This window comes from Cohaesibacter haloalkalitolerans, assembly GCF_003574655.1.
Lineage (GTDB): Bacteria > Pseudomonadota > Alphaproteobacteria > Rhizobiales > Cohaesibacteraceae > Cohaesibacter > Cohaesibacter haloalkalitolerans.
In genome coordinates, this window is record NZ_QNUM01000001.1 from 694558 (window position 1) to 719759 (window position 25202).

25 protein-coding genes are annotated in these 25202 nt (G+C 59.6%); 13 read left to right on the forward strand and 12 right to left on the reverse strand.

Going from position 1 to position 25202, the window contains the following annotated elements; genetic code table 11:
* Position 1 precedes the first annotated feature (1 nt).
* On the forward strand, positions 2-679 hold the full coding sequence (locus DSL70_RS02970; RefSeq protein ID WP_119306373.1) for a GntR family transcriptional regulator: 678 nt from the start codon (positions 2-4) through the stop codon (positions 677-679).
* A gap of 44 nt (positions 680-723) precedes the next feature.
* Here the strand turns inward: DSL70_RS02970 and DSL70_RS02975 are convergent, their stop codons facing one another.
* Positions 724-1401 carry an aspartate/glutamate racemase family protein gene (locus DSL70_RS02975; protein WP_119306374.1) on the reverse strand — a complete coding sequence of 226 codons (678 nt, stop codon included), beginning with the start codon at positions 1399-1401 and terminating at the stop codon, positions 724-726.
* A gap of 14 nt (positions 1402-1415) precedes the next feature.
* Here DSL70_RS02975 and DSL70_RS22150 point away from each other — a divergent pair, with 14 nt between their 5' ends.
* The 7 genes from DSL70_RS22150 (at position 1416) to DSL70_RS03005 (ending at position 6462) form a co-directional block, all read left to right on the forward strand.
* Positions 1416-1625: a hypothetical protein gene (locus tag DSL70_RS22150; protein WP_162916300.1), complete on the forward strand. Its 210-nt coding sequence runs from the start codon at positions 1416-1418 to the stop codon at positions 1623-1625.
* A gap of 163 nt (positions 1626-1788) precedes the next feature.
* Complete coding sequence (locus tag DSL70_RS22155; RefSeq protein WP_162916301.1) at positions 1789-2007, forward strand: hypothetical protein; 219 nt, start codon at positions 1789-1791, stop codon at positions 2005-2007.
* A 52-nt stretch (positions 2008-2059) separates the two neighbouring features.
* Positions 2060-3031: a TRAP transporter substrate-binding protein gene (locus DSL70_RS02985; RefSeq protein WP_119306376.1), complete on the forward strand. Its 972-nt coding sequence runs from the start codon at positions 2060-2062 to the stop codon at positions 3029-3031.
* 79 nt (positions 3032-3110) lie between these two features.
* Positions 3111-3638 carry a TRAP transporter small permease subunit gene (locus DSL70_RS02990; RefSeq protein WP_119306377.1) on the forward strand — a complete coding sequence of 176 codons (528 nt, stop codon included), beginning with the start codon at positions 3111-3113 and terminating at the stop codon, positions 3636-3638.
* On the forward strand, positions 3635-4930 hold the full coding sequence (locus DSL70_RS02995) for a TRAP transporter large permease (RefSeq protein ID WP_119306378.1): 1296 nt from the start codon (positions 3635-3637) through the stop codon (positions 4928-4930). The genes DSL70_RS02990 and DSL70_RS02995 overlap by 4 nt, the downstream gene beginning before the upstream one ends.
* Positions 4931-4998: 68 nt before the next feature.
* Positions 4999-5424, forward strand: coding sequence for a universal stress protein (locus DSL70_RS03000; RefSeq protein WP_119306379.1), 426 nt, complete (start codon positions 4999-5001; stop codon positions 5422-5424).
* Between the two features lie 141 nt (positions 5425-5565).
* Complete coding sequence (locus DSL70_RS03005) at positions 5566-6462, forward strand: alpha/beta hydrolase (protein WP_162916302.1); 897 nt, start codon at positions 5566-5568, stop codon at positions 6460-6462.
* Positions 6463-6464: 2 nt separating this feature from the next.
* Here DSL70_RS03005 and DSL70_RS03010 read toward each other — a convergent pair whose 3' ends face one another.
* Positions 6465-8129: an amidohydrolase gene (locus tag DSL70_RS03010; protein ID WP_119306381.1), complete on the reverse strand. Its 1665-nt coding sequence runs from the start codon at positions 8127-8129 to the stop codon at positions 6465-6467.
* Between the two features lie 302 nt (positions 8130-8431).
* Here DSL70_RS03010 and DSL70_RS03015 point away from each other — a divergent pair, with 302 nt between their 5' ends.
* The gene (locus tag DSL70_RS03015) at positions 8432-9307 is read left to right on the forward strand and encodes a M15 family metallopeptidase (protein ID WP_205563131.1); all 876 of its coding nucleotides are present in this window, start codon (positions 8432-8434) and stop codon (positions 9305-9307) included.
* A 60-nt stretch (positions 9308-9367) separates the two neighbouring features.
* Here DSL70_RS03015 and DSL70_RS03020 read toward each other — a convergent pair whose 3' ends face one another.
* The 8 genes from DSL70_RS03020 to hutI form a co-directional block, all read right to left on the reverse strand.
* Positions 9368-10165, reverse strand: coding sequence for an amino acid ABC transporter ATP-binding protein (locus tag DSL70_RS03020; RefSeq protein WP_280955332.1), 798 nt, complete (start codon positions 10163-10165; stop codon positions 9368-9370).
* Between the two features lie 46 nt (positions 10166-10211).
* Entirely contained in the window at positions 10212-10871 is a 660-nt protein-coding gene (locus DSL70_RS03025; protein ID WP_119306384.1) for an amino acid ABC transporter permease, read from the reverse strand.
* Between the two features lie 9 nt (positions 10872-10880).
* Positions 10881-11534 (reverse strand): amino acid ABC transporter permease, encoded by a 654-nt coding sequence (locus tag DSL70_RS03030; RefSeq protein WP_119306385.1) that lies wholly within the window; start codon positions 11532-11534, stop codon positions 10881-10883.
* Positions 11535-11723: 189 nt separating this feature from the next.
* Entirely contained in the window at positions 11724-12542 is an 819-nt protein-coding gene (locus tag DSL70_RS03035; RefSeq protein ID WP_119306386.1) for a transporter substrate-binding domain-containing protein, read from the reverse strand.
* Between the two features lie 57 nt (positions 12543-12599).
* Entirely contained in the window at positions 12600-14276 is a 1677-nt protein-coding gene (hutU, locus tag DSL70_RS03040; protein WP_119306387.1) for a urocanate hydratase, read from the reverse strand.
* Between the two features lie 10 nt (positions 14277-14286).
* Positions 14287-15102 (reverse strand): N-formylglutamate deformylase, encoded by an 816-nt coding sequence (gene hutG, locus DSL70_RS03045; RefSeq protein ID WP_119306388.1) that lies wholly within the window; start codon positions 15100-15102, stop codon positions 14287-14289.
* Positions 15089-16645: a histidine ammonia-lyase gene (gene hutH / locus DSL70_RS03050; RefSeq protein ID WP_119306389.1), complete on the reverse strand. Its 1557-nt coding sequence runs from the start codon at positions 16643-16645 to the stop codon at positions 15089-15091. Before hutH ends, hutG begins: the two co-directional genes overlap by 14 nt.
* The gene (hutI, locus tag DSL70_RS03055) at positions 16646-17809 is read right to left on the reverse strand and encodes an imidazolonepropionase (RefSeq protein WP_245418073.1); all 1164 of its coding nucleotides are present in this window, start codon (positions 17807-17809) and stop codon (positions 16646-16648) included.
* Positions 17810-17988: 179 nt separating this feature from the next.
* Here hutI and DSL70_RS03060 point away from each other — a divergent pair, with 179 nt between their 5' ends.
* From DSL70_RS03060 to DSL70_RS03075, 4 genes are all read left to right on the forward strand, one after another.
* Positions 17989-19365 carry a formimidoylglutamate deiminase gene (locus DSL70_RS03060; protein WP_119306391.1) on the forward strand — a complete coding sequence of 459 codons (1377 nt, stop codon included), beginning with the start codon at positions 17989-17991 and terminating at the stop codon, positions 19363-19365.
* The gene (locus tag DSL70_RS03065) at positions 19362-20069 is read left to right on the forward strand and encodes a histidine utilization transcriptional repressor HutC (RefSeq protein WP_245418074.1); all 708 of its coding nucleotides are present in this window, start codon (positions 19362-19364) and stop codon (positions 20067-20069) included. The genes DSL70_RS03060 and DSL70_RS03065 overlap by 4 nt, the downstream gene beginning before the upstream one ends.
* Before the next feature lie 205 nt (positions 20070-20274).
* On the forward strand, positions 20275-21471 hold the full coding sequence (gene fabV / locus DSL70_RS03070; protein ID WP_119306392.1) for an enoyl-ACP reductase FabV: 1197 nt from the start codon (positions 20275-20277) through the stop codon (positions 21469-21471).
* A gap of 643 nt (positions 21472-22114) precedes the next feature.
* The gene (locus DSL70_RS03075) at positions 22115-22951 is read left to right on the forward strand and encodes an enoyl-ACP reductase FabI (RefSeq protein ID WP_162916303.1); all 837 of its coding nucleotides are present in this window, start codon (positions 22115-22117) and stop codon (positions 22949-22951) included.
* 60 nt (positions 22952-23011) lie between these two features.
* Here DSL70_RS03075 and DSL70_RS03080 read toward each other — a convergent pair whose 3' ends face one another.
* Together DSL70_RS03080 and DSL70_RS03085 are read right to left on the reverse strand one after the other, a co-directional pair.
* Positions 23012-23359 carry a zinc ribbon domain-containing protein YjdM gene (locus DSL70_RS03080; protein WP_119306603.1) on the reverse strand — a complete coding sequence of 116 codons (348 nt, stop codon included), beginning with the start codon at positions 23357-23359 and terminating at the stop codon, positions 23012-23014.
* Positions 23360-23551: 192 nt separating this feature from the next.
* Entirely contained in the window at positions 23552-24994 is a 1443-nt protein-coding gene (locus tag DSL70_RS03085; RefSeq protein WP_119306394.1) for an NAD-dependent succinate-semialdehyde dehydrogenase, read from the reverse strand.
* Positions 24995-25202 lie beyond the last annotated feature (208 nt).

Sequence of the window (25202 nt, forward strand, 5' to 3'; positions counted from 1 at the left end):
CATGACTAATAAATACAAAGCATCAACCTTCATTTGCTCGGAAATTGAGCAAAAAATTGCAACGGGTGCCTACAAAGATGGCGAAAAGCTGAATGAAGCGGACCTCGCCGATGAGTTCAACGTGTCGCGAACACCGCTGAGGGAAGCTTTCCAGATCCTCGAAGGGATCGGTCTTGTGGAGCTCATACCCAACCGCGGCGCCTTTGTTCGACGACCGACGATGACCCGGCTTGTGGAGATGTTCGAATTCATGGCCGAGCTCGAAGCCTGGTGCGTCAAGCTGGCGACCCGCCGTCTCACTTCAGCCCAGCAGCTTTATCTCAAGCGCGCGGCAAGCGACTGCGAAAAGGCGCTGAGGGCGGGCAAGAATGACGAATATTACGAGGCCAACAACCGCCTGCACGGGATGATCTATCAGGCCTCCGGCAATGCGGTGCTCGAAGAAGAGGCGCACCGGATGCATCGCCGCCTGAGGCCTTTCCGGCGCAAGCAGCTGGATGTGACCGGCCGTCTTGAGAAATCCATGCAGGAGCATGCGGACATATTGGCCGCGATGGATGAGGGCGACGAGGAAAAGGCCGCTGATCTGATGCGCAAGCATATCTATACGCTGGGTAACACCTATGACCAGTATCTTGCCGCGCTTGAGGAAGTGCCAGCGGATGTGATCGAGCTTTGATGCGGAGGGGCGGTCTCTCCGTCCCATCACCAGAAGCGCTGCTGTCAGGCTAATCCGTTCTGCCGGGTCCGAACCAGATCATTGACACCATCGAGGATGGAATAGACCGGCTTGCCGGTGGCCTCGATGAGGGCCTGTTGATAAGGCGGCAGGTTGCCGCATTCGAGCAGGAAGGCTGTGATGTCCGGGTTGGTGGCCAGCATTGTTGTTGCCTTGTAGATGATATCGGCTTCGATGGCTGCCTGATCAAGGGTCTCGAGTTGTTCCGACTTGGCCCTGAGGATGGCGTCGGCGAAGGCGGGACAATCCTCCATGCCGGAAATCACCACCGAATCACGATCGATTCCCACAGCTGCCAACACTTCGCTGCCAAGGCTTGCGGCTGACGCAGTCAGGATGCCGATGCGGCCCAACGGGTGGCGCTGCCGGATTTCGCCATAGAGGCAGAGGGCCGAGAGCATCACCGGAACGGCAAGGGCCTGCTGCATCTCCGTCTGGATGGTGGCCAGAAAGCCGCAGGTGGAGGTGATGGCAACTGCGCCTTGCTGCTGCAATTCTCGTGCTCTCGACATGAAGGCTTCCACCAGTTCCGGAGCCGGGCGACCGTTGCGCACGATATCGAGGCTGCCCGCGCCCGCCACCACCTCCACTCTGGCCGGAATGGCAAAACTTTCAGGATTTCCCGCGTCGCCAAGGGGACGTGGAAACCTGGTGTCGAGCATCAGGATGCCTATAAATGGATCATTTTGATCAGTCATTGCCAAAAATTGCACCAATCGAAGAAGCGCTGGGCATGATCATCCTTGTGTATTCTGATGTCGAGATCGAGCACAAGACATGGATGATCTGCCCGGGGAATTTGCCATTGCTTGGCTTTTCCTGTCTGCAATACAGGATTTTGTCAAAAATATCAGCCATGTTTCCTCAATTGTCCCAGAGACGTTGAAGGGGCACGCTTTTTGCAAAGCCCGCAGCAAAAGAAAGCCAAGTGGCAAGGCTTGCTCCGGGTGCTGATTGTTTCCTGTCCGGATCTGTGGCTTTGCTGCTCCTCAAGCAGGGATCTGCTTGCTGTTTTGGCTCACATTTCGAAGCGTGGGATGGATAACGTCATGGTCAAGGCAATTCTGGTGTATGGCACGGGGGCTATCGGTGTGCCATTGGTGCCGGTTGTTGATGGTGATCACCTCCGGGCCTTGACGCTCCGCAAAATTTCCAACACTTTTATCCAACCAGTGCCTGGCTTCAACAATGGATCCGGCGCGAAAGAACGATACACCGGCACGTCCAATGCCGGGACCAGAACAGGATTGCCGGGCCAATTTCACTGAAAACGGGCCGGTTGAGAGCTCAACACCACATCATCACCCAGAGGAAGTCCAAATGAAGATCAAAATTCTCCTTGCCTCGGTCGTCTCGTTTGCGGCCATGACATCGATGTCCCACGCGGAAAAATGGGACATGGCCCTAGCCTATGCCGCAACCAACTTCCACTCCGAGATGGCTGCCGAGTTTGCCAAGGAAGTGGCTGAGAAGACCAATGGTGCGCTTGAAATCACCACTCACCCGTCCGGGGCGCTGTTTGGTGGCGCCGAGATCTTCGGGGCTGTGCGCAAGGGGCTGGTGCCGATGGGAGAACGCCTGATCTCCGCCCTTGGCAACGAAGATCCGATTTATGAGATCGATTCGATTCCGTTCCTGGCGACTTCCTATGCCGATGCGATGAAACTCTACAAGGCCTCCAAGCCTGCTCTTGAAAAGACGCTGGCCGCTGCCCGCACCACGCTGCTCTATTCCTGCCCATGGCCGCCGCAGGGCTTCTATTCCATCAAGGAAGCCAATGTTCCTGACGATGTGAAAGGCCTGAAGTTCCGCGCCTACAACCCGACCACCTCCAAGATTGCCGAATTCCTTGGCATGGCACCGACCAAGATCGAAGCTGCCGAGCTGTCTCAGGCCTTCGCGACCGGGGTTGCCGAATCCATGATCTCGTCCGGCTCGACGGGCTATGACCGCAAGCTGTGGGAACATGTCGGCTATTATTACGACGTCAAGGCCTGGTTGCCGCGCAACATGGTGATCGTCAACACCAAGGCCTGGGATGGTCTGGATGACAGCGTCAAGGCCGTGGTCAAGGAAGCTGCTGCCACTGCCGAAGCCAAATGCTGGGCCAAGTCCGAAGAGCTTGACAGCTGGTATGTCGAGCAGTTCACGGAAAAGGGCATGAAGGTTGCTCCGGCATCGCCGGAAATGCAGAAGGCCTTCGAGGAAGCCGGCGTCAAGCTGCGTGACGAGTGGCTTGAGCGGGCCGGGGATGCCGGTGCTGCTGTTCTCAAGGCCTATGAAGGCATGTAAGTCAAATCTGTCTGGAGAGGCCAACGGTCTCTCCAGACCCTTTCCCGGCTTCAGGTCGGGTCTCTCCAGGGACGCGTGAATGTCTTATATCAGTCGGTTTCTAGACCGGGTCTATCTCGTTGGCGCCTGGCTCGCAGGCGCCCTGTTGGTGACGCTCTGCCTTCTGGTGCTTTACAGCATCGTGGCGCGGCTTGTGGGCTGGTTCGCCGGGGGGGCTTCCGATGTCGCAGGCTATGCCATGGCCACCAGCAGCTTCATGGCGCTCGCTTACACATTTCGCTCGCAAGGGCACATCAGGGTTTCCATTCTTTCGCAGCGCCTTGACGGGGTCAGGAGACGCGCGCTGGAAATCTGGGCCCATTTTGCCATCGCCGGTGTCGCAAGCTTTCTGGCTTTCTACATGGTCCGGCTGGCGATCGATTCCTATGACTATGGCGAGCGCAGCGAAGGCGCCGATGCCATGCTGTTGTGGATTCCGCAAACGCCGGTGGCGCTCGGTGCCTGCCTGTTTGCGCTCTCGACCATCCATGTCTTTCTGATCGTCCTCCTCAATTACAAGTCTGTCGATCCCGAGCTGAACGAGGCCGGGGGGCCACAAGAGGTATGAACGAAGCCCTATCCATTGCAATCTTCCTGTTTGCCCTGTTCTTCCTGTTGGGCACCAGCGTCTGGGTGGGGGCCTCGCTGCTGCTCACGGCCATGCTGGGGATGTATCTGTTCACCTCCGCCCCGATCGGTGATGCGCTGGCCCTGACCATCTGGGGCAGTCAGTCATCATGGACCCTGACGGCGCTGCCGCTGTTCATCTGGATGGGCGAGATCCTTTACCGGACCAACCTGTCCGAGACGCTGTTTCGCGGCATTGCGCCCTTCATGCGGCGGATGCCCGGCGGTCTTCTGCATGTGAATGTGGGGGCATCGGCTATCTTTGCCGCCATTTCCGGCTCATCGGCGGCCACGGTTGCTACCGTTGGCAAGATGGCGATCCCTGAACTGCGCAAACGCGGCTATCCGGAAAAGCAGATCGTCGGATCGCTGGCCGGTGCGGGCACACTGGGACTGCTCATTCCGCCCAGCATTTCGATGATCATCTACGGAGTGACCGTCAACGAGAGTATCGCCAAGCTGTTCATGGCGGCGATGATTCCCGGTGTTTCCCTGGCGCTGCTGTTCATGGGCTATCTCGCCCTCTGGGGCTCACGGCACGGCAACGAGATGCAGCGGGACCCTTCCACCAGCTGGAGCGAGAAGCTGTCGGCCTTTCTGGGCCTGTTGCCGGTCGTGGCGCTGATCATCGCGGTGATCGGCTCGATCTATGGCGGCATCGCCACGGCAACCGAAGCGGCCGCACTCGGCGTTCTGGGCTCGTTCGTTCTTGCCACTTTCCAGAAGACATTGACGCGCGAGACCTTTGTCGAATCCGTGCTCGGCGCAGTCCGGACCACAACCATGGTCATGTTCATTCTGATGGGCTCGGGCTTCCTGTCGCTGGCAATGGGCTTCACCGGTATTCCGAAAGCGCTGGCAGAGGTGATTTCCGCCTGGGACCCTTCGCCGATGGTCCTGATCCTGACACTGACGGTCTTCTACATCTTGCTGGGTTGTTTTCTCGATGGCATCTCGTCCATTGTTCTGACCATGGCGGTCATCGAGCCGATGGTTCGGGCTGCCGGGTTCGATATGCTCTGGTTCGGGGTCTATCTGATGATCGTGGTCGAGATGGCCCAGATCACACCACCGATCGGCTTCAACCTGTTCGTGCTGCAAGGCATGACGGGGCACGATATCGGCTTCATCGCGAGGGCCTCGGTGCCGAGTTTCCTGGTGATGTGCCTTTTCGTGGGGCTGTTGGTGGCCTTTCCCGATCTGGCCCTGTGGCTCCCCAGTGTATTGAAGTGAGAGAGACAACCCGGTTTCCCAAAATGCAATGCGCCCATTGACATGACCCCTTGAGACAGGAGCCCGAAATGGCCGAGAAGATCCTTGTTGCAATCGATATTGAGCATCGTGAAAATTCGGTCAAGGCGCTGCAGCAGGCAGCCCGACTGGCGCAATGCATCGAGGGCGAAATCCACGTCTGCTATGTGCTTGCCTATGGCTTCTATGACTATGTGAAGCCGTTTCTGGTCGAAGAGGTGATCAAGGACAGCATTGCCCATGTGAAGATGGAGCTGGTGGCGATTGTCAAGGAAGCTGGCCTCAAGGAGGAACTGATCTATCGCCATGTGCTCAAGGGGGGCGTGCATCAACAGATCCTGTTGCTGGCCGCCTCGCTTGACCCCTCCTATCTGGTCATCAACGCCAGCCAGCCGGATGCGGCAGGGGGCATGGCCGGACCGATCACGGCACAGCTGACCCATCTGGCACCCTGCAATCTGCTGATTGTGCGCTAGGGTATCGGCGCTTCACGGCAAGCTTTGATCGGGCGGGTTCGAGATGCCTGTTCATATCGTTCGGGTTGCACCATGTTTTCGGTCTCTTGCTGGCGTTGATGGCTTAAGGTGACCGGGATCAACGGGCACGGAGGGACAGGCGTGGCAGATCTCGCAACAGGACAGGAAATCGCACTTTGGCCGGGGACACCACCGGGAACTCCGGAGGCTATGGGCCTGCAACAGGTGCACGATACCTCGGACAGCATCTTTTTCACGCACCGGGGCGTGTCGCATATTTCGTGCCCGCGGTTGACGGTCATCCGGCCGGAAAAGTCCAATGGTGCTGCGATGATCATCGCGCCGGGCGGAGGCTACTCCCGCATCACGCTGGAAGTGGAAGGCCGCGACATTGCCGAGTGGTTTGGCCGCTTCGGTGTCACCTCCTTCATTCTGACCTATCGGTTGCCATCGGAAGGCCACGCCAACGGGCGGGATGTGCCGATGATGGATGCCCAGCGGGCGGTGCGCCTGGTGCGCGCCAACGCGTCAGGCTGGGGGCTTGACCCGAACCGTATCGGGCTGGTGGGGGCTTCGGCTGCCGGTCACATGGCCGCCTCGGTGTTGTCGGAAGGGGACCGGCTGCTCAATCCGGTGCTTGATGTAGTGGATGGTCAATCGGCCCGGCCCGATTTCGGCCTGTTGCTCTATCCGGTGGTGACGCTGGAAGAGCCGTTTGTCCACAGGGACTCCCGTTCCTGCCTTCTGGGGCCGGATGCTGATGAAGACAGCATCCTGCGCTATTCTGCCCAGAACCGGATCACCGGTGACGCGCCGGAAGTGTTCATGGTGCTGGCCGATGATGATGCCTCGGTGCCCGCCGAGAATGCCATCCTGCTCTATCAGGCCTTGCGGCGGGCCGGGGTGCGGACCGAAATGCATGTATTCCGCGAGGGGGCACATGGTTTTGGCATCGCCCGGACCGGCTCTCTGCCGGTTGGGCGCTGGCCTGAGCTTGCCCGGGCATGGCTCGAACGTATTGGCGTACTTGATAGCTGATCTTAGCCCTTTGCGCGTTCGAAAACGACCTTGCCGCCGAGGATGGTGAGGTCACAGACCGTGTCTGTAAGGATCTCCTCCGGCGTTGCCTCCAGCAAATTGCGCGAGAACACGGCGACGTCCGCCAGATAGCCGGGCATCAGCTTGCCGCGCACATGCTCCTGTTTCTGGGAATAGGCGCCGTATTCGGTGTAGGATTGCAGTGCCTCCTCGATGGTGAGGCATTCGGCGGGATCAAGCTGGGTGCCCTTGCCGGTGCGGCGGGTGAGCATGGCGTGGAGATTGGCCCATGGTGCCGGGTCGCAGACCGGGCTGTCGCTGCCTGCGGGCGGCTTGAGGCCCATTTGGGTCCATGTCTTTTGCGGGTAGGCGCTGTAGACCCGGTCCATGCCGATCATGGTGACATAGGCATCGCCAAAGTCATGCAGAAAGACTTGTTGCGGCGAGGGAATGATACCCGCCTTCTGCATGCGTTCATTCTGGCCCGGAGCAAGGAAGCCACTGTGTTCGATGCGGTGGCGGCGGTCTGGATCGGGATGGGCGGCGAGCGCCTTTTCATAGGCGGTGATGAGCTGATCGATGGCGCCATCGCCGATGGCATGGGCGCAGATCTGGTAGCCCTTTAGGTGATAGTCCAGCACCATCGCTTCGAGTTCTTTGGTGGGGATCATCTGCAGGCCATGGTTGTCTCTGTCGGCGAGATAGCCTTCGGTCATCCAGGCGGTGGCGCCTCCGACCGAGCCGTCAAGGAACAGCTTGACCGCGCCGACCATCAGCATGTCGTCGCCAGCACCAGAAACAAGGCCGAGATCGTGGCACTGTGGCACGATATTGTCATGGGCGGGGGTTGCCTGAAGCGCCATCCATGTGCGCACCGGCAGCCGCCCTGTGCGTTTGGCTTCGTTGTAGGCGGCGATTTCCTCAAAGCCTGCCTTCATGCCAACTGCCGCGTCCATTACCGATGTGATGCCGACCGACAGGCAATAGGTGCCCGCGCGCTCAATGGCGTCGATGGCAGCGGCCCTGCTGAGTGGCGGGACGGCATCAAGGATCGGGGCCGAGGCGTTTTCGGCGAGGAAGCCGGTCAGTCTGCCGTTGGCCTTGCCGATCTTGCCGCCGTCCGGGTCAGGGGTACTGTCGGTGATGCCGCCAGCCTGCATGGCGAGGCTGTTGGCGATCTGGACATGGGTGCAGGTGCGGATCAGCATAACCGGATTGTTGGGCGCTATGGCGTCGAGTTCTGTCATGGTGGGATGGCGCCCGACGTTGAGCTTGGTCTGGTCGTAGCCGCTGGCAAAGACCCATTCCCCCGGCTGCGACTGCTCCACCCGCGCCTTGACAGCGGCCAACAGGGCTTCAAGGGTCGGGGCCTTCTGAGGCGAAATGTCGACCCAGTCCATGACCACGCCAAGATAGGTGGGGTGCAGATGGGCGTCGGTGAAGCCCGGAGTGGCGAGCCTGCCGTCAAGATCGATCATGCGGGTGGCATCATCCCTGAACGGGACCAGTTCTTCGAGACGTCCGGTTGCCAGCACACGCCCCTGCCAGAGCGCCAGAGCCTCCGTCGTGCCCTCTTCAAGGCCGCGCCAGATGGGGCCGTTATAGAGAATGATGTCAGCGCGCGGACCAGAAGACGGGGAAACGGATGTCGGTTGCGAAAGGGCCATGGGTCACTCCGAGACCTGAAAGGGGTACTCCTTTGTCAGGCGCGGGCCCGACGGGGGTTCGTCTCCACTATGGAAGTTCGCCCCCCGGATTGCCAGTCCGAAGCCGCATCAGGGTGCGGCGAGAAACAGTTTTCACCAACCACGCGAACCCGGTCGTTGTCGGAATGCTGCCTGAACAGGGGGCTGTCTCCGGGACGATATGGACAATAGGCCGGCATAGGGCAAGTCTGATAGGATTGTCGCGTGGACGGCCTCTTCGTGCATCGGTGACCGGTCGTCCGGGATCTTGGGGGGATCATACGATGATGGATGAGAGAAATGCACGGTGTAGGCCGCGGCTTCTGTCGGTTCTGCTGGTTGCGCTGGTCGGTTGTCTGGCATTGCAGACGGCAAGGGCGGAGGAGTGTGGTGCAGCGAGAGACTTCCTTGCGATGGATCTCGGCGAGCGCCAGACAGGTCATGCACAGATTGTCGCCCGGGCGCTGGAGCTTGCCTATCCCGGTCTTGCGGTTGACCTTGACAAGGGGGCGGTGACGACCGAAGCGGGCGCTTCATTTCCCTTCGTGTCGGCAAGGGGAGTAACAGGCAAGGCGCTGCTGGAGGACGCAACGTTGGGAGACCAGTTCGTCTATCTCTACCCGTTGGCCTTTTCACTTGAGGAACGCAAGACACCGTTTTTCGATCCGGGGCGGGTGCGCAACGAGCCCTTCTTCAGGCACCTGTTCTTTGACAGCAAGGGCGACGCTCGCAAGAGCCTTGTCAAGATCAGCTACAAGGGCAAAGGGGTAACGGCGAGCTTTGTCGTTACGCGCAAGCATTGCGTTGATGTCCAGTTGAAGGCGGCGCTATCGGAGATCGCCTCTTACGGGGCGAAGATGGACCGGTTTTTCAAAAAGACCGGCGGAGGGTTCAGCTGGCGGGTCATCGCGGGTACCAACCGGTTGAGCAGCCACAGCTTCGGTTCGGCAGTGGATGTGAATACCGATCTTGGCAAATACTGGAAATGGACTGGCGCCAAAGAAGGGCAGGTGGGTGACTATGCCAACGAAATCCCAAAAGAGCTGGTCGGAGCCATGGAGCGAAGGGGCTTCATCTGGGGTGGCAAGTGGAACCACTTCGACGGCATGCACTTCGAATACCGTCCGGAGCTGATACTCTTTGCCCGCCTGAAGTCATAGCCGGTTGGCAAATAGGAAGGCCGCATCCAGCGGGGTGCGGCCTGTCGGGTGCTTGTGCGCTCAGACCACGTTGCGTTCGCGATAGGTCTGCAGGAAGGAGCGGACGCGGGCGTCGTCCGGTTCCCGGCCGAACATTTCCTGGGGCGGGACGCAGGTAACCAGACGGCCACTGTCAAGGAAGGCGACACGGTCGGCGACATGGGCGGCAAAACCCATCTCGTGGGTGACGACCACCATGGTCATGCCTTCGGCCGCCAGATCCTTCATAACCGAAAGCACTTCGCCCACCAGTTCCGGGTCCAGTGCCGAGGTCGGCTCGTCGAACAGCATGACGCGGGGTTCCATGGCGATGGCGCGGGCGATGGCGACGCGCTGCTGCTGGCCGCCGGACAGGTTGGCTGGGTAATTCTGCGCCTTGTCTTCCAGATGCACCTTTGTAAGGGCCGTCATGGCCTTTTCGCGGGCTTCCTTCTTGGTCAGCTTGCGGACGCTCATCAGCGCTTCGGCGACATTGTCCAGCGCGCTCATGTGCGGCCAGAGGTGGAAGTGCTGGAACACCATGCCGATATGCTGGCGCTGCTTGCGCAGGGCTTCGGAGGAAAGAGGCTTGCGCGGATTGTGGCTGATGTCCTTCCAGCCGATCAGTTCGCCATCGAGATGCACTTCGCCGCCGTCATACTGTTCAAGGAAATTGAGGCAGCGCAGCAGCGTGCTCTTGCCCGAGCCCGATGGCCCGATGAGGCAGAGCACTTCGGAGCGTTTGACATCGAGCGTAATGTCGCGCAGGGCTTCGAAATCGTCAAAATACTTGCTGAGATTGCGGACAGTGATGATCGCGTCGTCAGCTTTGGTGGTCATCGGTTCATTCGACATCTTGGTCTCGCTTGCTTGTGCGTTCATCTTGTCAGGCCCGTTTCAGGTGGCGCGTCACGCGCTGTTCCACCCGGGCGCCGATCCAGCCGGTTACCACGACCATCAGCCAGTAGAACAGCGACAGCACGAGGAATGGCTCGACGAAGGTGAAGGTCTCTGCCGCCATGGTCTGGGTCTGGAACAGCAGTTCGGGCACCGTGACAACGGAAAGAATGGCGGTTTCCTTGGTCAGGATGATGAAGAAGTTGGTTAGCGGTGCGGTGATCGGCACCAGCATCTGCGGCAGGATGATGCGCCACAGGATGCGGGATTCCGGCAGGCCAACACAGCGGGCCGCCTCGATCTGGCCTTTCGGAATGGCATTGAACCCGGAGCGGAAGATCTCGGCGAAATAGGGACTGCCGTAGATGATGAAGCTGATGATGCCCGCCTGAACCGGGGTCAGCAACAGGCCGATGTAGGGGCCGCCGTAATAGAGGATGAACAGCTGGATCATGAAGGGCGTGCCGCGGATGACCTCCACATAGGCATAGATCACCCAGCCGATGAAGCGCGGTCCCCAGCGGTTGAGGCAGGCCAGAAGGAAGCCGACGATGACGCCGCCAATGGAGCCAACCAGCCAGCACAGGATGGTGATGCCGAAACCGTAGAGCAGTGCGGGTCCGTAGCGGACGAAGAGTTCTGTTTCCATGAAGCGCTCCTATCCGATCTGCAGTTTCTTTTCGATCAGTCGACCGCTGATCGACAGGATCCAGTTGATGGCGAAATAGATGACAGCGGCGGTGATGTAGATTTCCAGCGGCCGGTAGGTTTCTCCCGTGATGTTCTGGGCGATGCGGGTCAGTTCGCTGATGCCGACGACGGATGCCAGCGATGATACCTTGACCAGCAGGATCAGCTCGTTGACCAGCGATGGCATGCCGATGCGGATGGCCTGTGGAACCAGAATGCGGCGCCAGAGCGAGAAGGACGGGATCCCCAGCGCGTAAGCCGCCTCGGTCTGGCCGCGTGGAATGCTCTGCAGGGCTCCGCGCAGGATCTCGGCAGTGTAGGCCGCCGAACACATGCCGGTTGCCAGGATCGCGGCCTCTACGGCAGGAAGATCGAGCCCGACATAGGGCAGGGCATAGTAGAACAGCAGTAACTGGACCAGCAGCGGCACACCGCGAAAGAAGCTGATATAGAGGGTGGCGGCGCTGCGCCAAAAGGGGTTGGCAGAAAGCCGGGTTGCGCACAGAACCGTGCCCCAGACAAGGCTGATGGCCATGCCGCAGACCGAAATGATGACCGTCCAGCGCGCCGCTGCCAGCAAATAGGGCAGGTTGTGCCAGATCGTATCAAAGGAAAAATTCATTGATGCAATCTCCGCTCGATAAGCCACTCCCCCGGTCAAGTGTCTTGAGGCGGGCTGATCTGTCGTAGAGAAGACTTACAGGATTGTCGCACGGAAAGGCGAGGCGAAAATGCTGACCCCGTTTCACTGTGTTGGCAACCTGATGAAAAGCGTGCGCCCGGCGAGATGGTTTGCCGGGCGCGGCTTTCGTTATTTCACGTCCGGCATGGTTGTCGGCAGTTCAGGGTTGCTGCCGAGCCACTTCTCGTTGATTGCCTTGAGGCGGCCATCTTCGTGCATTTTCAGCAGGCTGGCGTTGATGGCCTCAATCAGGGTCTTGCTGTTGTCGTCACCGGTAGCGACCCAGCCGAAGAATTTCGGATCGCCGAACGGCGGCATGACGAGCTCGAATAGGCCTGGGCGCTGTACGGCGGCATAGCCCATCAGCGGCAGCGAGTTGGCGACACCGGAGATGCGGCCTGCTGCCATGTCGGCAAGGGCTTCATCGATGTTGGTGTATTCGCGGATTTCAGCTGGCGTTGCGAGGGACTCGGAGAAAGCCTTGAGCTGTTCGAACTGAGCGGTGCCCTTCTGGGTGCCGACAACCTTGCCTGAAATGTCTTCTGGCTTGGAGATCGAGCTGTCGCCGGCCTTCTTGGCCAGAGCAACGGTTGCGTTGCCGATTGGCAGGGTGAAGCTGTAGCGTTTCATGCGTTCGGCGGTGATGGTCACAGGGGCAATGACGAAGTCGAATTTGCCTGCTTCCAGACCCGGCAGGATGGAGTTCCACGGCAGGTCGATATATTTCGGGGTGACGCCCAGATCTTTGGCAATTTCGTCAAACAGATCGCGGTCGATGCCTACATATTCACCATCCTTGAGAAGGTCGAATGGGGCATAGTGCATCTCGGTTGCGGCAACGATTTCCCCTTTGGCCTTGATGTCGGACAAAAGGTCGGCCTGGGCGGTGCCAGCAAGGCTCAAGCCGATGGTTGCGGCAGCAACAAAGCTGAGGATTGTCTTTTTCATTGTAGCTGTTCTCCTGAGTATTTTGGAAGGTTGAAGGTGATTGATATTATTGTTTTATTAGTCGTTTGAAAGAATGCCCGGAAGGTTCAGTTTGTTTTCTTTAGCGCATTCGATCGCAATTTCATAGCCAGCATCTGCATGGCGCATGACGCCTGTGGCCGGATCGTTCCAGAGAACGCGCGCAAGGCGTTCATCTGCATCTTTTGTGCCATCACAGCAAATCACCATGCCAGCGTGCTGGGAGAAGCCCATGCCGACGCCGCCACCGTGGTGGAGCGAAACCCAGGTGGCCCCGGAGGCGACATTGAGCATGGCATTGAGCAGCGGCCAGTCGGAGACAGCGTCGGAGCCATCCTTCATCGATTCGGTCTCGCGGTTGGGGGAGGCAACTGAGCCACTGTCGAGATGATCGCGGCCAATGACGATTGGGGCTTTCAGCTCGCCGGTCCGAACCATTTCATTGAAGGCAAGGCCGAGGCGGTGTCGCTGGCCAAGGCCGACCCAGCAGATGCGGGACGGCAGTCCCTGGAAGGCGATGCGGTCGCGGGCCATGTCGAGCCAGTTGTGCAGGTGCGGATCATCGGGGATGAGTTCCTTGACCTTGGCGTCGGTCTTGTAGATGTCTTCCGGATCACCGGACAGGGCAGCCCAGCGGAACGGGCCGACGCCACGGCAGAACAGCGGCCGGATATAGGCCGGGACAAAGCCGGGGAAGGCAAAGGCATTCTCAAGGCCTTCTTCCAGCGCCATCTGACGGATGTTGTTGCCATAGTCGAGGGTCGGGATGCCCATGTCGGAGAAGGCAACCATGGCTTCGACGTGATCGCGCATGGAGGCGCGGGCCGCCTTTTCAACCGCCTTGGGGGCCGTTTCCTGTTTGGCGCGCCACTCGGCAACGCTCCAGCCCTTTGGTAGGTAGCCGTGAACAGGATCGTGGGCCGAGGTCTGGTCGGTCACGATGTCCGGCTTGACGCCGCGCTTGACCAGTTCAGGGAAGATGTCGGCGGCATTGCCTACGAGACCGACGGATTTGGCTTCGCCAGCGGCGGTCCATTTCCCGATCATTTCCAGCGCTTCATCAAGGCTGTGGGCCTTTTCGTCGACATAGCGGGTGCGCATGCGGAAATCGATGCGGCTCTCGTCGCATTCCACTGCCAGACAGCAGGCTCCGGCCATGACTGCGGCCAAAGGCTGGGCGCCGCCCATGCCGCCAAGGCCACCAGTGAGGATCCATTTGCCCTTGAGGTCGCCCTGGTAATGCTGACGGCCTGCCTCGGCAAAGGTTTCATAGGTGCCCTGAACGATGCCCTGTGCGCCGATGTAGATCCACGAGCCAGCGGTCATCTGGCCATACATCATCAGGCCCTTTTTATCGAGCTCGTTGAAATGGTCCCAGTTGGCCCAGTGGGGCACGATGTTGGAGTTGGCGATGAGAACGCGGGGGGCATCCTTGTGGGTGCGGAAGACACCGACCGGCTTGCCGGACTGCACCAGCAGGGTCTCGTTGTCTTCGAGGGTCTTGAGGGTGGCGACGATCTTGTCGAAATCGGCCCAGGTGCGGGCAGCGCGGCCGATGCCGCCATAGACAACCAGCTCATGCGGGCGTTCGGCCACATCCGGGTGCAGGTTGTTCATGAGCATGCGCATGGGCGCTTCGGTGAGCCATGATTTGGCGTTGAGTTCCGGTCCGGTGGGCGGGAAAACATCACGTTCGTTGTGGCGGCTGTCAACCATTGCTGTCTCCTCAGGATTTTTGCTGATTGCCGGAAAGGTGGGGAGCGAGTGCGGCGAGATCGGTCAGGATCGCCTTCAGATGCACACGCAACGCTTCGGCTTTCTTGTCATCATAGTCAAACGGGGGTTCTTCGCGGACGAGATGGGTGTCCTGTGCCAGTTCCATCTGGATGGCATGGACATTGTTGTTCGGATCGCCATAGTGGCGGGTTGTCCAGCCGCCCTTGAAGCGGCCATTGAGCACGGCGGTGAAGCCTTCCGCCCCCATCGCGTGGGAGACGACGGTCTTCTCGACGCATTTGCTACAGGTCGTGCCTTCGTTGGTGCCGATGTTGAAATCGGGCAGCTTTCCCTCGAACAGGAAAGGAATGTTCGAGCGGATCGAATGGCAGTCATAGAGGATGGCAAAGCCGTGAATGGCCTTGACCCGTTCGATCTGGGCGGCCAGCGCGTCGTGATAGGGCTTGTGCCAGGCGAGACGGCGGGCCTCTATTTCTTCAGCGTCGGGTTCCATGCCGTCCTTGTAGATCGGCAGGCCGTCAAAGTCGGTGGTCGGGCACAGGCCGGTGGTGTTCTGGCCCGGATAGAGGGATTCATCGCTCGGAGCGCGGTTGGCGTCGATCACATAGCGATGGAAATTGGCGCGCACCATGGTGACGCCGTCGAGCAGGCCTGAATAGAGCTTGTCGACGAACCAGTCGGTGTCGGCAAGCAACAGCCCGGTTTCATTTAGTTTGGCCTTGACGGCGTCTGGCAGATGCGTGCCGACATGGGGGAAGCCGAGGACGATCGGGCTTGAACCCTCGGTGAGGTCAAAGGGATGCATCGAGCGCCTCCAGAGAAATCAGATAGTCTTGGGAAATGGCGTCCAGCAGGGTGCGGCTGGCGACAAGATCGCAGGCCGCCTTGAGGTCTGGTGCCATGTAACGGTCGGTTTCCAGCGTCGGGATGTCCTCGCGCAGACGGGCGAGGATTTTCTGCAGGCAGGGGCTGGTGACGAGTGGGGCGCGATGTTCCACGCCCATGGCGGCACAGAGCAGTTCGACGCCGAGAATATTGGCAAGATTGTCGGTCATCCGCTTGAGGCGACGGGCCCCGTGGGCGGCCATGGAGACATGGTCTTCCTGATTGGCGCTGGTCGGGGTGCTATCGGTCGAGCAGGGGTTGGCCAGATGCTTGTTTTCGCTCATCAGCGCTGCGGTGGTCACCTCGGCAATCATCAGGCCGGAGTTGAGGCCGGGATTTTTGGCAAGGAACGGCGGCAGATCGCAGGAGAGGGCGGGGTCGACCATCAGGGCGATGCGGCGCTGGGCGATGGCGCCGATTTCGGCAACGGCAAGGGCAATCTGGTCGGCGGCAAAGGCTACCGGCTCGGCGTGGAAGTTGCCGCCAGAGACAATGCGGTCAGCCTCGATGAGCACCAGCGGGTTGTCGGTGGCTGCATTGGCCTCAATCTGCAGGGTGCGGGCTGCCATGCTGAGAAGATCAAGGCAGGCACCAACCACCTGTGGCTGGCAGCGGATGCAATAGGGGTCCTGAACGCGGGTGTCGCCATCGCGATGGCTTTCACGGATTTCCGAGCCGGACATCAGCTTGCGCATGATGCGGGCTGCCTCGATCTGGCCGCGATGGCCGCGCAGGGCATGGATCTCCGGCAACAGCGGCGCGGTGGACCCCATGATGGCGTCGGTGGAAAGGGAAGCTGTGACAAGGCAGGCTTCGGCCATGCGCAAGGCACCGAACAGGCCGACAAGGGCAAAGGCCGTGGAGACCTGTGTGCCATTGATGAGGCCGAGGCCCTCTTTCGGGCCGAGGGTGACCGGGGTGAGACCAGCCTTGGCAAGGGCGTTGGCACCGGAGAGGCGCTCGCCGCCATAGGTGGCTTCGCCTTCGCCGATCAGAACGGCGGTCATGTGCGCCAGTGGGGCAAGGTCGCCAGAGGCACCAACCGAGCCCTGGCTCGGGATGATCGGGGTCACGCCCTTTGCAAGGCAGGCCTCGATCAGTTCGAGAATCTCCCAGCGGACACCGGAGGCGCCACGAGCCAAGGACAGCAGCTTGAGGGTCATCACCAGACGGACGGTTGCCGGTTCCATCTCTTCGCCAACGCCGCAGCAATGGGAGAGGATGAGGTTGCGCTGCAAGGTGGCCGTGTCTTCCGGAGCGATCTTGACGCTGGCCAGTTTGCCAAAGCCGGTGTTGACGCCGTAGACGGCCTCTGCTCCTCGAGCGGCCTTGCGTACCCGGTCGGCCGCTTCTTCAATGGCCGGTTTGGCGCTGCGGTCGATGGTGACTGCAAGACCCTGACGATAGATGGTTTCGAGATCTTTCAGCGACACTGCGCCGGGAACAAGAGAAACAGTAGCCATTTATGCACCTCCCCAGATGCGTTCTTTTAGGGGGTTGAAACCGATGCGGTAGGCAAGTTCGGCTGGATGGGTTGCGTTCCAGACGGCGATGTCTGCGCGATAGCCTGCCTTCAGCATGCCGCGGTCAGCAAGGCCGAGCGCCTTGGCGGCGTTGCGGGTGGCGCCGGCAAGCGCCTCTTCGGGGGTGAGGCGGAACAGCGTGCAGGCCATGTTGATGGTCAGCAGCAGCGAGGTGAGCGGCGACGTGCCCGGATTGCAGTCGGTGGAGATGGCCATCGCAACACCATGCTTGCGGAACAGCTCGACCGGCGGGCTCTGGGTTTCGCGCAGGGTATAGAAGGCGCCGGGCAGCAGGACGGCAACTGTGCCCGCTTCGGCCATGGCCTTGACGCCAGCTTCGTCCAGATGCTCAAGGTGATCCGATGACAGGGCGCCATAGCGGGCGGCGAGTGCTGCGCCGCCAAGATTGGACAGTTGCTCGGCATGGAGTTTGACTGGCAGGCCAAGGGCCTTGGCGGCTTCGAACACGCGGGCAATCTGGTCTGTCGAGAAGGCGATGCCTTCACAGAAACCGTCCACTGCGTCCACGAGGCCCTCTTTGTGGGCCCTGCTGAGGGCTGGCAGGCAGACGTCATCAAGATAGCGATCGGGGTTGCCCTTGTATTCGGCCGGAACCGCATGGGCACCCAGATAGCTGGTGCGGACGGTGACCGGGCGTTCCTTGCCGATGCGTCTGGCAACGCGCAGCATCTTCAGTTCGCTGTCGATGTCGAGGCCGTAGCCGGATTTGATTTCGAGGGTGGTCACGCCTTCGGCAAGCAATGTATCGACGCGGGGCAGGGCGCTGGCCAGAAGCTCTTCCTCGCTGGCGGCGCGGGTTGCCGTGACGGTGGAGACGATGCCACCCCCTGCACGGGCGATTGCCTCGTAGGTTGCTCCTTCGAGGCGCATTTCAAACTCGCGTGCCCGGTTGCCACCAAAGACAATATGAGTGTGGCAGTCCACAAGGGCGGGGGTAATCAGTGCACCTTCCGCATCCTGGCTTGGCCAATGGGTCATGTGTGTGGGAAGCTCGGCCAGCGGACCGCAAAAGGCGATTGCACCATCCTCGATGGCGAGTACACCGTCGTCAATCAGGCCATAGGGCGCCGCGCCTGTTACCATTGTGGCCAATCTGGCGTTTTTTATCAAAAGTCGCGTCACTGAATGCATTCCGTGCTTGATTATATTGCGATTTATGCGAATATACATGCACATAATAATGGGGCTGTCAACGAGACTCTCGGATTAATGCCACCAATAAAGGCAAAAATGGTCGCATTCGCGTTGGAGAAAATTTTGTGATGAAAATTTATGCAGAAAAGGCGCTGACGCCAACCGGATGGCAAAAGGATGTTCTGGTGACGGTGGCCGCCGACGGCACGATTGCCTCCCTTGAGAGCGAGGTCGATGACACCCGGGCGAAAGAGGCCGGGAAAAGGGTCGCGATCCTGCTGCCTGCGCCGGTCAATCTGCATAGTCATGCCTTCCAGCGCGCCATGGCCGGGATGAGCGAGAAACGCGGGCCTGAGGCGCTTGATACCTTCTGGACCTGGCGGCAGATCATGTATCGCTTTCTTGATATCCTGTCGCCGGATGATATCGAGGCTATCACGGCCTTCGTGCAGATGGAAATGCTGGAAGCTGGCTATATCTGCAATGCCGAGTTCCATTATGTGCATCATCAGCCTGATGGCACACCCTATGACAATCTGGCCGAGCTTTCCGAGCGGGTGGTGGCAGCTGCCGAGCTGACCGGCATCGGCCTCACCCTGTTGCCGGTTCTTTATCAATATGGTGGCTGTGACGGTCGGCCTCTGGGGGCTGGGCAGATTCGCTTCGGCAATGATTTCGACCGCTTTGCCCGTCTGCATGAGGGGGCTTCCCGGGCAGTCGCCCGGCTTTCTACCGATAGTCTCATAGGCGTTGCCCCCCATTCCCTGCGGGCGGTTGCGCCGGACGCGCTGGCGTCTTGCGTCGATCTTGCTGGCGCACGGCCTCTACACATGCATCTGGCTGAGCAGATCAAGGAAGTCGAAGAGGTCGAGGCGGCCTATGGTCAGCGCCCCGTCGAGTGGCTGCTTGCCAACCATGCGGTGGGGCCAAACTGGTGCCTTATCCATTGCACGCAGATGACTGACGCGGAAACGGACGCGTTGGCCGCCACGGGGGCGGTTGCCGGGCTCTGCCCGATCACCGAATCCAGTCTTGGCGACGGCATCTTCAATGGTGTGCGCTATCTGGACAAGGGTGGCAGGCTGGGGCTGGGGTCGGACTCCAATATCCGCATCACGCTCAGTGAAGAGCTGCGCACGCTGGAATATTCCCAGCGGTTGCGCGATCACTGCCGGGCCAGTGTGGCAACGCCCGAACAGTCGACCGGCCGGGTGCTGTTTGAAGCCGCACTTGTCGGTGGCGCACAGGCGGCCGGGCGCGCAAGCGGCGCTCTGGCTGTCGGGTGCCATGCCGACCTGATGGCACTGGATGCGTCCTCGCCGATGCTTGATGGCTGTGAAGGGGATGAAATTCTGGACAGCTGGATCTTTGCAGGCGATGATCGCCTGATAACAGATGTCTGGTCTGCTGGCCGCCATTTGGTTATAGATGGATCTCATATACGGGGAGATGAGATTCGGACACGCTATATTCAGGTAATGAGACGGCTGAGGCAGAAATTTTGAACGACACCATCAAAGAGGGGACCAGCTGGACCCTGATCAAGGAAGAAGTGCTTCGGCGTATCAATGAGCGTATCTGGCAGCCCGGAGATATCATCCCCAATGAATCCGAGCTGGCCGAGGAGTTTCATTGTGCCCGCACGACCGTCAACCGGGCGCTGAGGGAGCTGGCCAACAGTGGCATCGTGACCCGCAAGCGCAAGGCCGGGACGCGGGTGGCGATCAACCCGCCGCACAAGGCGGTGCTGACCATTCCGATCATCCGGGAAGAGGTAGAAGCCAAGGGGGCGACCTATCGGCAGACCCTGCTGATCCGTGAGAACCGGTCGCTGCCAGCCTTTCTGGGCGGGGCCTTCCGGGTCAGCGATGATACGCCGCTGCTCTATACCGAGACCGTGCATTTCTCAGACAATCAGCCTTTCATCTATGAAGAACGCTATACAAGCCTCTTGGCCGTGCCCGATTTCGAGACGTTGGATCTGGAACGCCTGACCGCCAACGAATGGCTGGTACAGAATGCGCCCTACACCGGCGGTGACGCCAGCTTCTTTGCGATCTCGGCGGATTCAAGGCTTGCCAGAGCCTTTGATATCCCGATCGGCGGGGCTCTGTTTGCGACCGAGCGCAGCACCTGGTTTGCGGAGCGGCCGATTACTCATGTGCGGCTGATCTACCATCCGGGCTATCGCATGCGGACCAGCTTCTAGGCGACCACTCCGCCAATCGCCTCGTCAATCGCAGGTCTTTTGGATAGGTGTGTATTGCTGTGCGCCTATCGCGGTTGTCATTTGTTTCGGCGACTTCTATTGCTGAAGGGGCGGTGTTGGGGGAAACTAGTGTTTATGCCAACCGTTCAGCCTTGATCCCTGCCTCCGACGGTCCAAAATTTCCGGCAAGTTCACGAAGACGACCATGATCATTCAACCCATTATCAAAGGGCAGGTAGCCAAATCCTGCCATCCTGTCGGTTGCGCCGAAGCGGTTGCCGAGCAGATTGCCTATGTCCGCAAAGCGGTTCCGATTGCCCGGGGGCCGCGCAAGGTTCTGGTTCTCGGGGCGTCCTCCGGCTTTGGCCTTGCCTCGCGCATTGCGCTGGCGTTTGGCGGGGCGCGTGCCGACACGATTGGTGTTGCCTTCGAGCGAGGGCCATCGGACAAGGGTGTTGGCAGTGCGGGTTGGTACAATCTCATTCATTTCAGTCATCTGGCCGAGAAGGAAGGGCTGATCGCCCGCAATTTTGTTGGAGATGCCTTTTCCCCGGCCATGCGGCGGACGATTGCCGACTATATCCGCGATGAATTCGGCGGTTCGCTGGATCTGGTGGTCTATTCTTTGGCAACCGGTGTACGGCCCGATCCGCAAACGGGCGAGCTGATCCGATCGACGATCAAGCCGATTGGTGCTCCGGCACGGGGCTATACGGTCAATCTGGAAAAGGACTGCCTTGAAGAGCAAAGGCTGGATCCGGCCAGTGATCGGGAAATCGAGGACACGGTCAAGGTCATGGGCGGTGAGGACTGGGAAAGCTGGATCCGGTTTCTCCGTGACGAGGGGCTTCTGGCTGAAGGGTGCCAGACCCTGGCTTTCTCTTATATAGGGCCAGCCGTCACCCACGCCATCTATCATCACGGCACGTTGGGGCGGGCCAAGGCGCATCTGCATCAGACTGCCGACCGCTTGGACGGGTTGCTCAAGGTACAGAAGGGCGCGGCGCATGTGGTGGTCTGCAAGGCGCTGGTGACCAAGGCCAGTGTGTTCATTCCGGGGCTGTCACCCTACCTTCTTGCCCTGTTTCGGGTGATGAAGGCGATGGGGTTGCATGAAGGCTGCATCGAGCAGATGCAGAGGCTCTATGCGGAGAGGATCTATCGGGCCGATGGCCGGATCCCGGTCGATGACGCACGGCTGGTGCGGATTGATGACCGGGAGCAGCGCGCCGATGTTCAGGAACATGTGGCCGCCCTGCTGGCGGAGATGACGCCGGAAAATTTCCGTTCCATTGGTGACTATGACGGCTACAAGGGCGATTTCCTGAAGCTCAATGGCTTCGGCTTTGACAGCGTCGATTATGCCGGGGATGTCGATCTCGCGCTCTATGGTGCGTGCTGATATCCTTGTGTCGGTCGCGTTGCTTCTGATCGAGAATCATGGGGCTTCGAGGGCGTTGCGGGTGGCTCTGAAAAGGGCTTGGAGAGGGCCTCGGAGCTGCCTTACAGAGCATCAAATATTGTTTCAAATTGTTAGGAAGCCATAAACCAACCCGGTGAAACGACGGGTTGCATCTGGGAATTTATTCCTGTTTTAGTCTGAAAAACCCTTGTTTTATAATGACATACGGTTGTTGTCCGTATTTCTCGGCAGACTGTTGTGATGCTCGCATTACAGATGATTTCGATCAAATTCTCATCCCGCCGGTCAGTTGGCAAATTCTGGTTTGTGACGTATATTCAATCACATGCTCCGTAGGCATATTTTGAAGTCAGCGTTGGGGAATTTATCAGAAATCTCCTCTTTGGCTTCTGGCAGATGTGGGTGGTGAGAGCTCGTTTCACAAATTCACACCATGCTGTCATTTTGTCATATTGAAGTTTGGGACGCGTGGTATCTAAGGCAGTCTTTTGGAGGTGAATGCATCTCCGGGCGCGTGTTGAGTTTTGATTTTACTAGGCTTTGCGCTGTGTGGCCGGGGTGTTTCCCGGGCCGGATGCAAAGCCCGAAACAGGTCTTGGGTCCATCCGTGCAGGATGAAACAGTGGGTCGATTGACGATGGGTTGGCAAGGTCAGGTCCTTAAATACAGTGCATTTCTCGACAAACGCAGCTTTCTGGCTCCTGTGCCCGATAACGAGGTGCAGCTCCAGCGTCCTGTTGCGGCGCAAGGCAAGGCAATGATCGTTGGCGTCAGCTCCCGCCGGTCCATCGGTTTCGGCATCGCCGAGCAGCTGGCCGATCATGGCTGGGATACGATGGTCACCACGCGCCGTAAGGACAAGTTCCTTGAGGTTTCGCAGCGTCATGATGTGCGCGAGCTGGACTATGCCGAAGGTTTTGATGACATTGCCGACGTGACGGATCTGACCGGGCTCGTGTTCTGCATCGCCAAATCCAGCGTCACTTCTCAGAAGGGGCTGCTCGGAACCTCCCGTGACGAATTCCTGCAGACCATCAGCGACAGCGCCTATTCCTATATCGCGGTCGTCAATGAAGTGCTGAAGCGCAATCCGAACCTCAAGTCGATTGTGGCCCTGTCTTTCCTTGGTGGGGAGAAGGTCATTCCCGGCTATGATGCCATCGGCGTTGCCAAGGCTGCTCTTGAACAGACCAACCGTATTCTGGCCTCCGAACTGGGCGAGCGCGGTATTCGCTGCAACATTGTTTCTGCCGGTTCCGTGCGTACACCAGCTTCGCGGGTGCTGCCGGACTTCACGAAGATGCATGCGCTTCTGAGCCTGCATTCCTTCCTGCGCCGTCCGGTGACCAATGAGGAAATCGCTGGCAGCGTCGAATTCCTGCTCTCCGATGCCTCTGGCGGCATGACAGGAGAGGTGTTGCAGGTCAATGGCGGCCTCAATCACTCGATGGGGCTCTAGGCGCATACCGACCCGCAAGCAGCAGACAGATTGAAGGCCTCCCGCGGGAGGCCTTTTTCGTCAGTCGGAGACTTTCTTGACGAATTCCGATTTCAGCCCCATCGGGCCGATGCCGGGGATCTTGCAGTCGATGTCATGATCGCCGCCGACGATGCGGATGTTCTTCACCTTGGTGCCTACCTTGACCACGTCATTGGTGCCCTTGATCTTGAGATCCTTGATGACCGTGACCGTGTCGCCATCGGCGAGCGGGGTGCCGTTGGCGTCGCGGACGATGGTTTCGGCATCACTCTCCGCGCCAACCTGATCGGCTGACCATTCGTGGGCACATTCAGGGCAGATCAGCAGGGCGCCGTCTTCGTAGGTGTAGGTGCTGCCGCATTGCGGGCAGGCTGGCAGTTCGCTCATGATCGTGTCCGTTTTGTTGCTGGCCGTCTCGACCATGGGTTATCGGGAGGCGTTTCAGTGCCATGTTCCAGCGGCGATCACAATAGGCCGGAAGGGGAAAATTTGCTGCCAGATGCAAAAAGCCGCTCTCCTAGCGTGAGGAGAACGGGGTTTTCGTTCTTCAAAGTCTTCGACAAGGTCTGTCAATCCGGATCAGATTCCGCCGATGCAGACATATTTGACTTCAAGATAATCCTCGATGCCATATTTGGAGCCTTCGCGGCCAAGGCCGGATTGCTTGATACCGCCGAAGGGAGCGACCTCGGTGGAAACCAGACCGGTGTTGACGCCGACCATGCCGGTTTCCATGGCTTCGGCGACGCGCCAGACACGGGACAGGTCGTTGGCGAAGAAATAACCGGCAAGGCCAAACTCGGTGTTGTTGGCCATGGCGATGACCTCTTCTTCGGTCTCGAAGCGGATGAGCGGTGCCACCGGGCCGAAGGTCTCTTCGTTGGAGACGAGAGCGTCTGCCGGTACGTCGGCAATGACGGTGGGTTCAAAGAAGGTGCCGTTGAGGCGGGAGCCGCCGGTCAGTACCTTGGCGCCTTTCGCGGCTGCGTCCTTGAGGTGGCTCTCGACCTTCTCGACCGCGTCCATGTTGATGAGCGGTCCGACGGTGACGCCTTCATCCATGCCATTGCCCGGCTTCAACCTTGCGACGGCAGCGGTCAGCTTCTCGGCAAAGGCATCATAGACACCGGACTGCACATAGAGCCGGTTGGCGCAGACGCAGGTCTGGCCGTTGTTGCGATATTTGGCGATCATCGCGCCTTCGACGGCGGCGTCGAGATTGGCGTCGTCGAAGACGATGAAGGGGGCGTTGCCGCCCAGTTCCATGCTCATCTTCTTGATGGTCTCGGCGCACTGGCTCATCAGGATCTTGCCGACGCGGGTGGAGCCGGTAAAGGTGATCTTGGCGATCTTGGGGTTGGCGCAAAGCTCCTTGCCCGTTGCGGAGGAATGGCTGTTGGGGATGACGTTGAAGACACCCCGGGGCACACCGGCCCGCTCGGCCAGCACCGCCATGGCGATGGCTGACAGTGGAGTAAGCTCTGCCGGGCGAGCAACAAAACTGCAACCGACGGCCAGTGCCGGGGCAACCTTGCGGGCGATCATGGCATTGGGGAAGTTCCAAGGGGTGATCGAGCCGACGACACCGACTGGCTGCTTGAGAACCATGAGGCGCTTGTCGCGCTGGTGGCCGGGAATGATGTCGCCATAGACGCGCTTGGCTTCCTCGGAGAACCACTCGATGAAGGAAGCGCCATAATGGATCTCGCCAATGGCCTCGGGCAGTGGCTTGCCCATTTCCGCGCAGAGAATGCGACCCAGATCATCGGCGTTGGCGACCATCAGGTCGAACCATTTGCGCAGGATGGCCCCACGTTCCTTGCCGGTGCGGGCTGCCCATTCCTTCTGGGCCTCGTAGGCGGCATCGATGGCTTCCTTGACGTCGTCGATGCTGCAATCGGAGACCTTTGCGATGACCTCGCTGGTGGCCGGATTGGTCACGTCGAAGTGGTTTTCCAGCTCCCGCCATTCGCCGTTGATATAGGCGCGGGTTTCAAGCAGGCTCTTGTCTTGCAGTTCCATGTCTCTGTCTCTTTTGGTGCGGTGTGGCGCGTTGCCAAATCATGCCATGTCATGTCAGGTCTGGGGATGTCATGTCAGAGCACGAGGCGGCCAACGAAGATGGGTTGCCCTGACCCTAAGCGATCAAATGTGGCGCTGCAAGCCATGCGTGCCGATTCCTGATGCGACCCTTGTAGGGGGCAGAGGGCACTGGGTGGGGGGGGGGGGG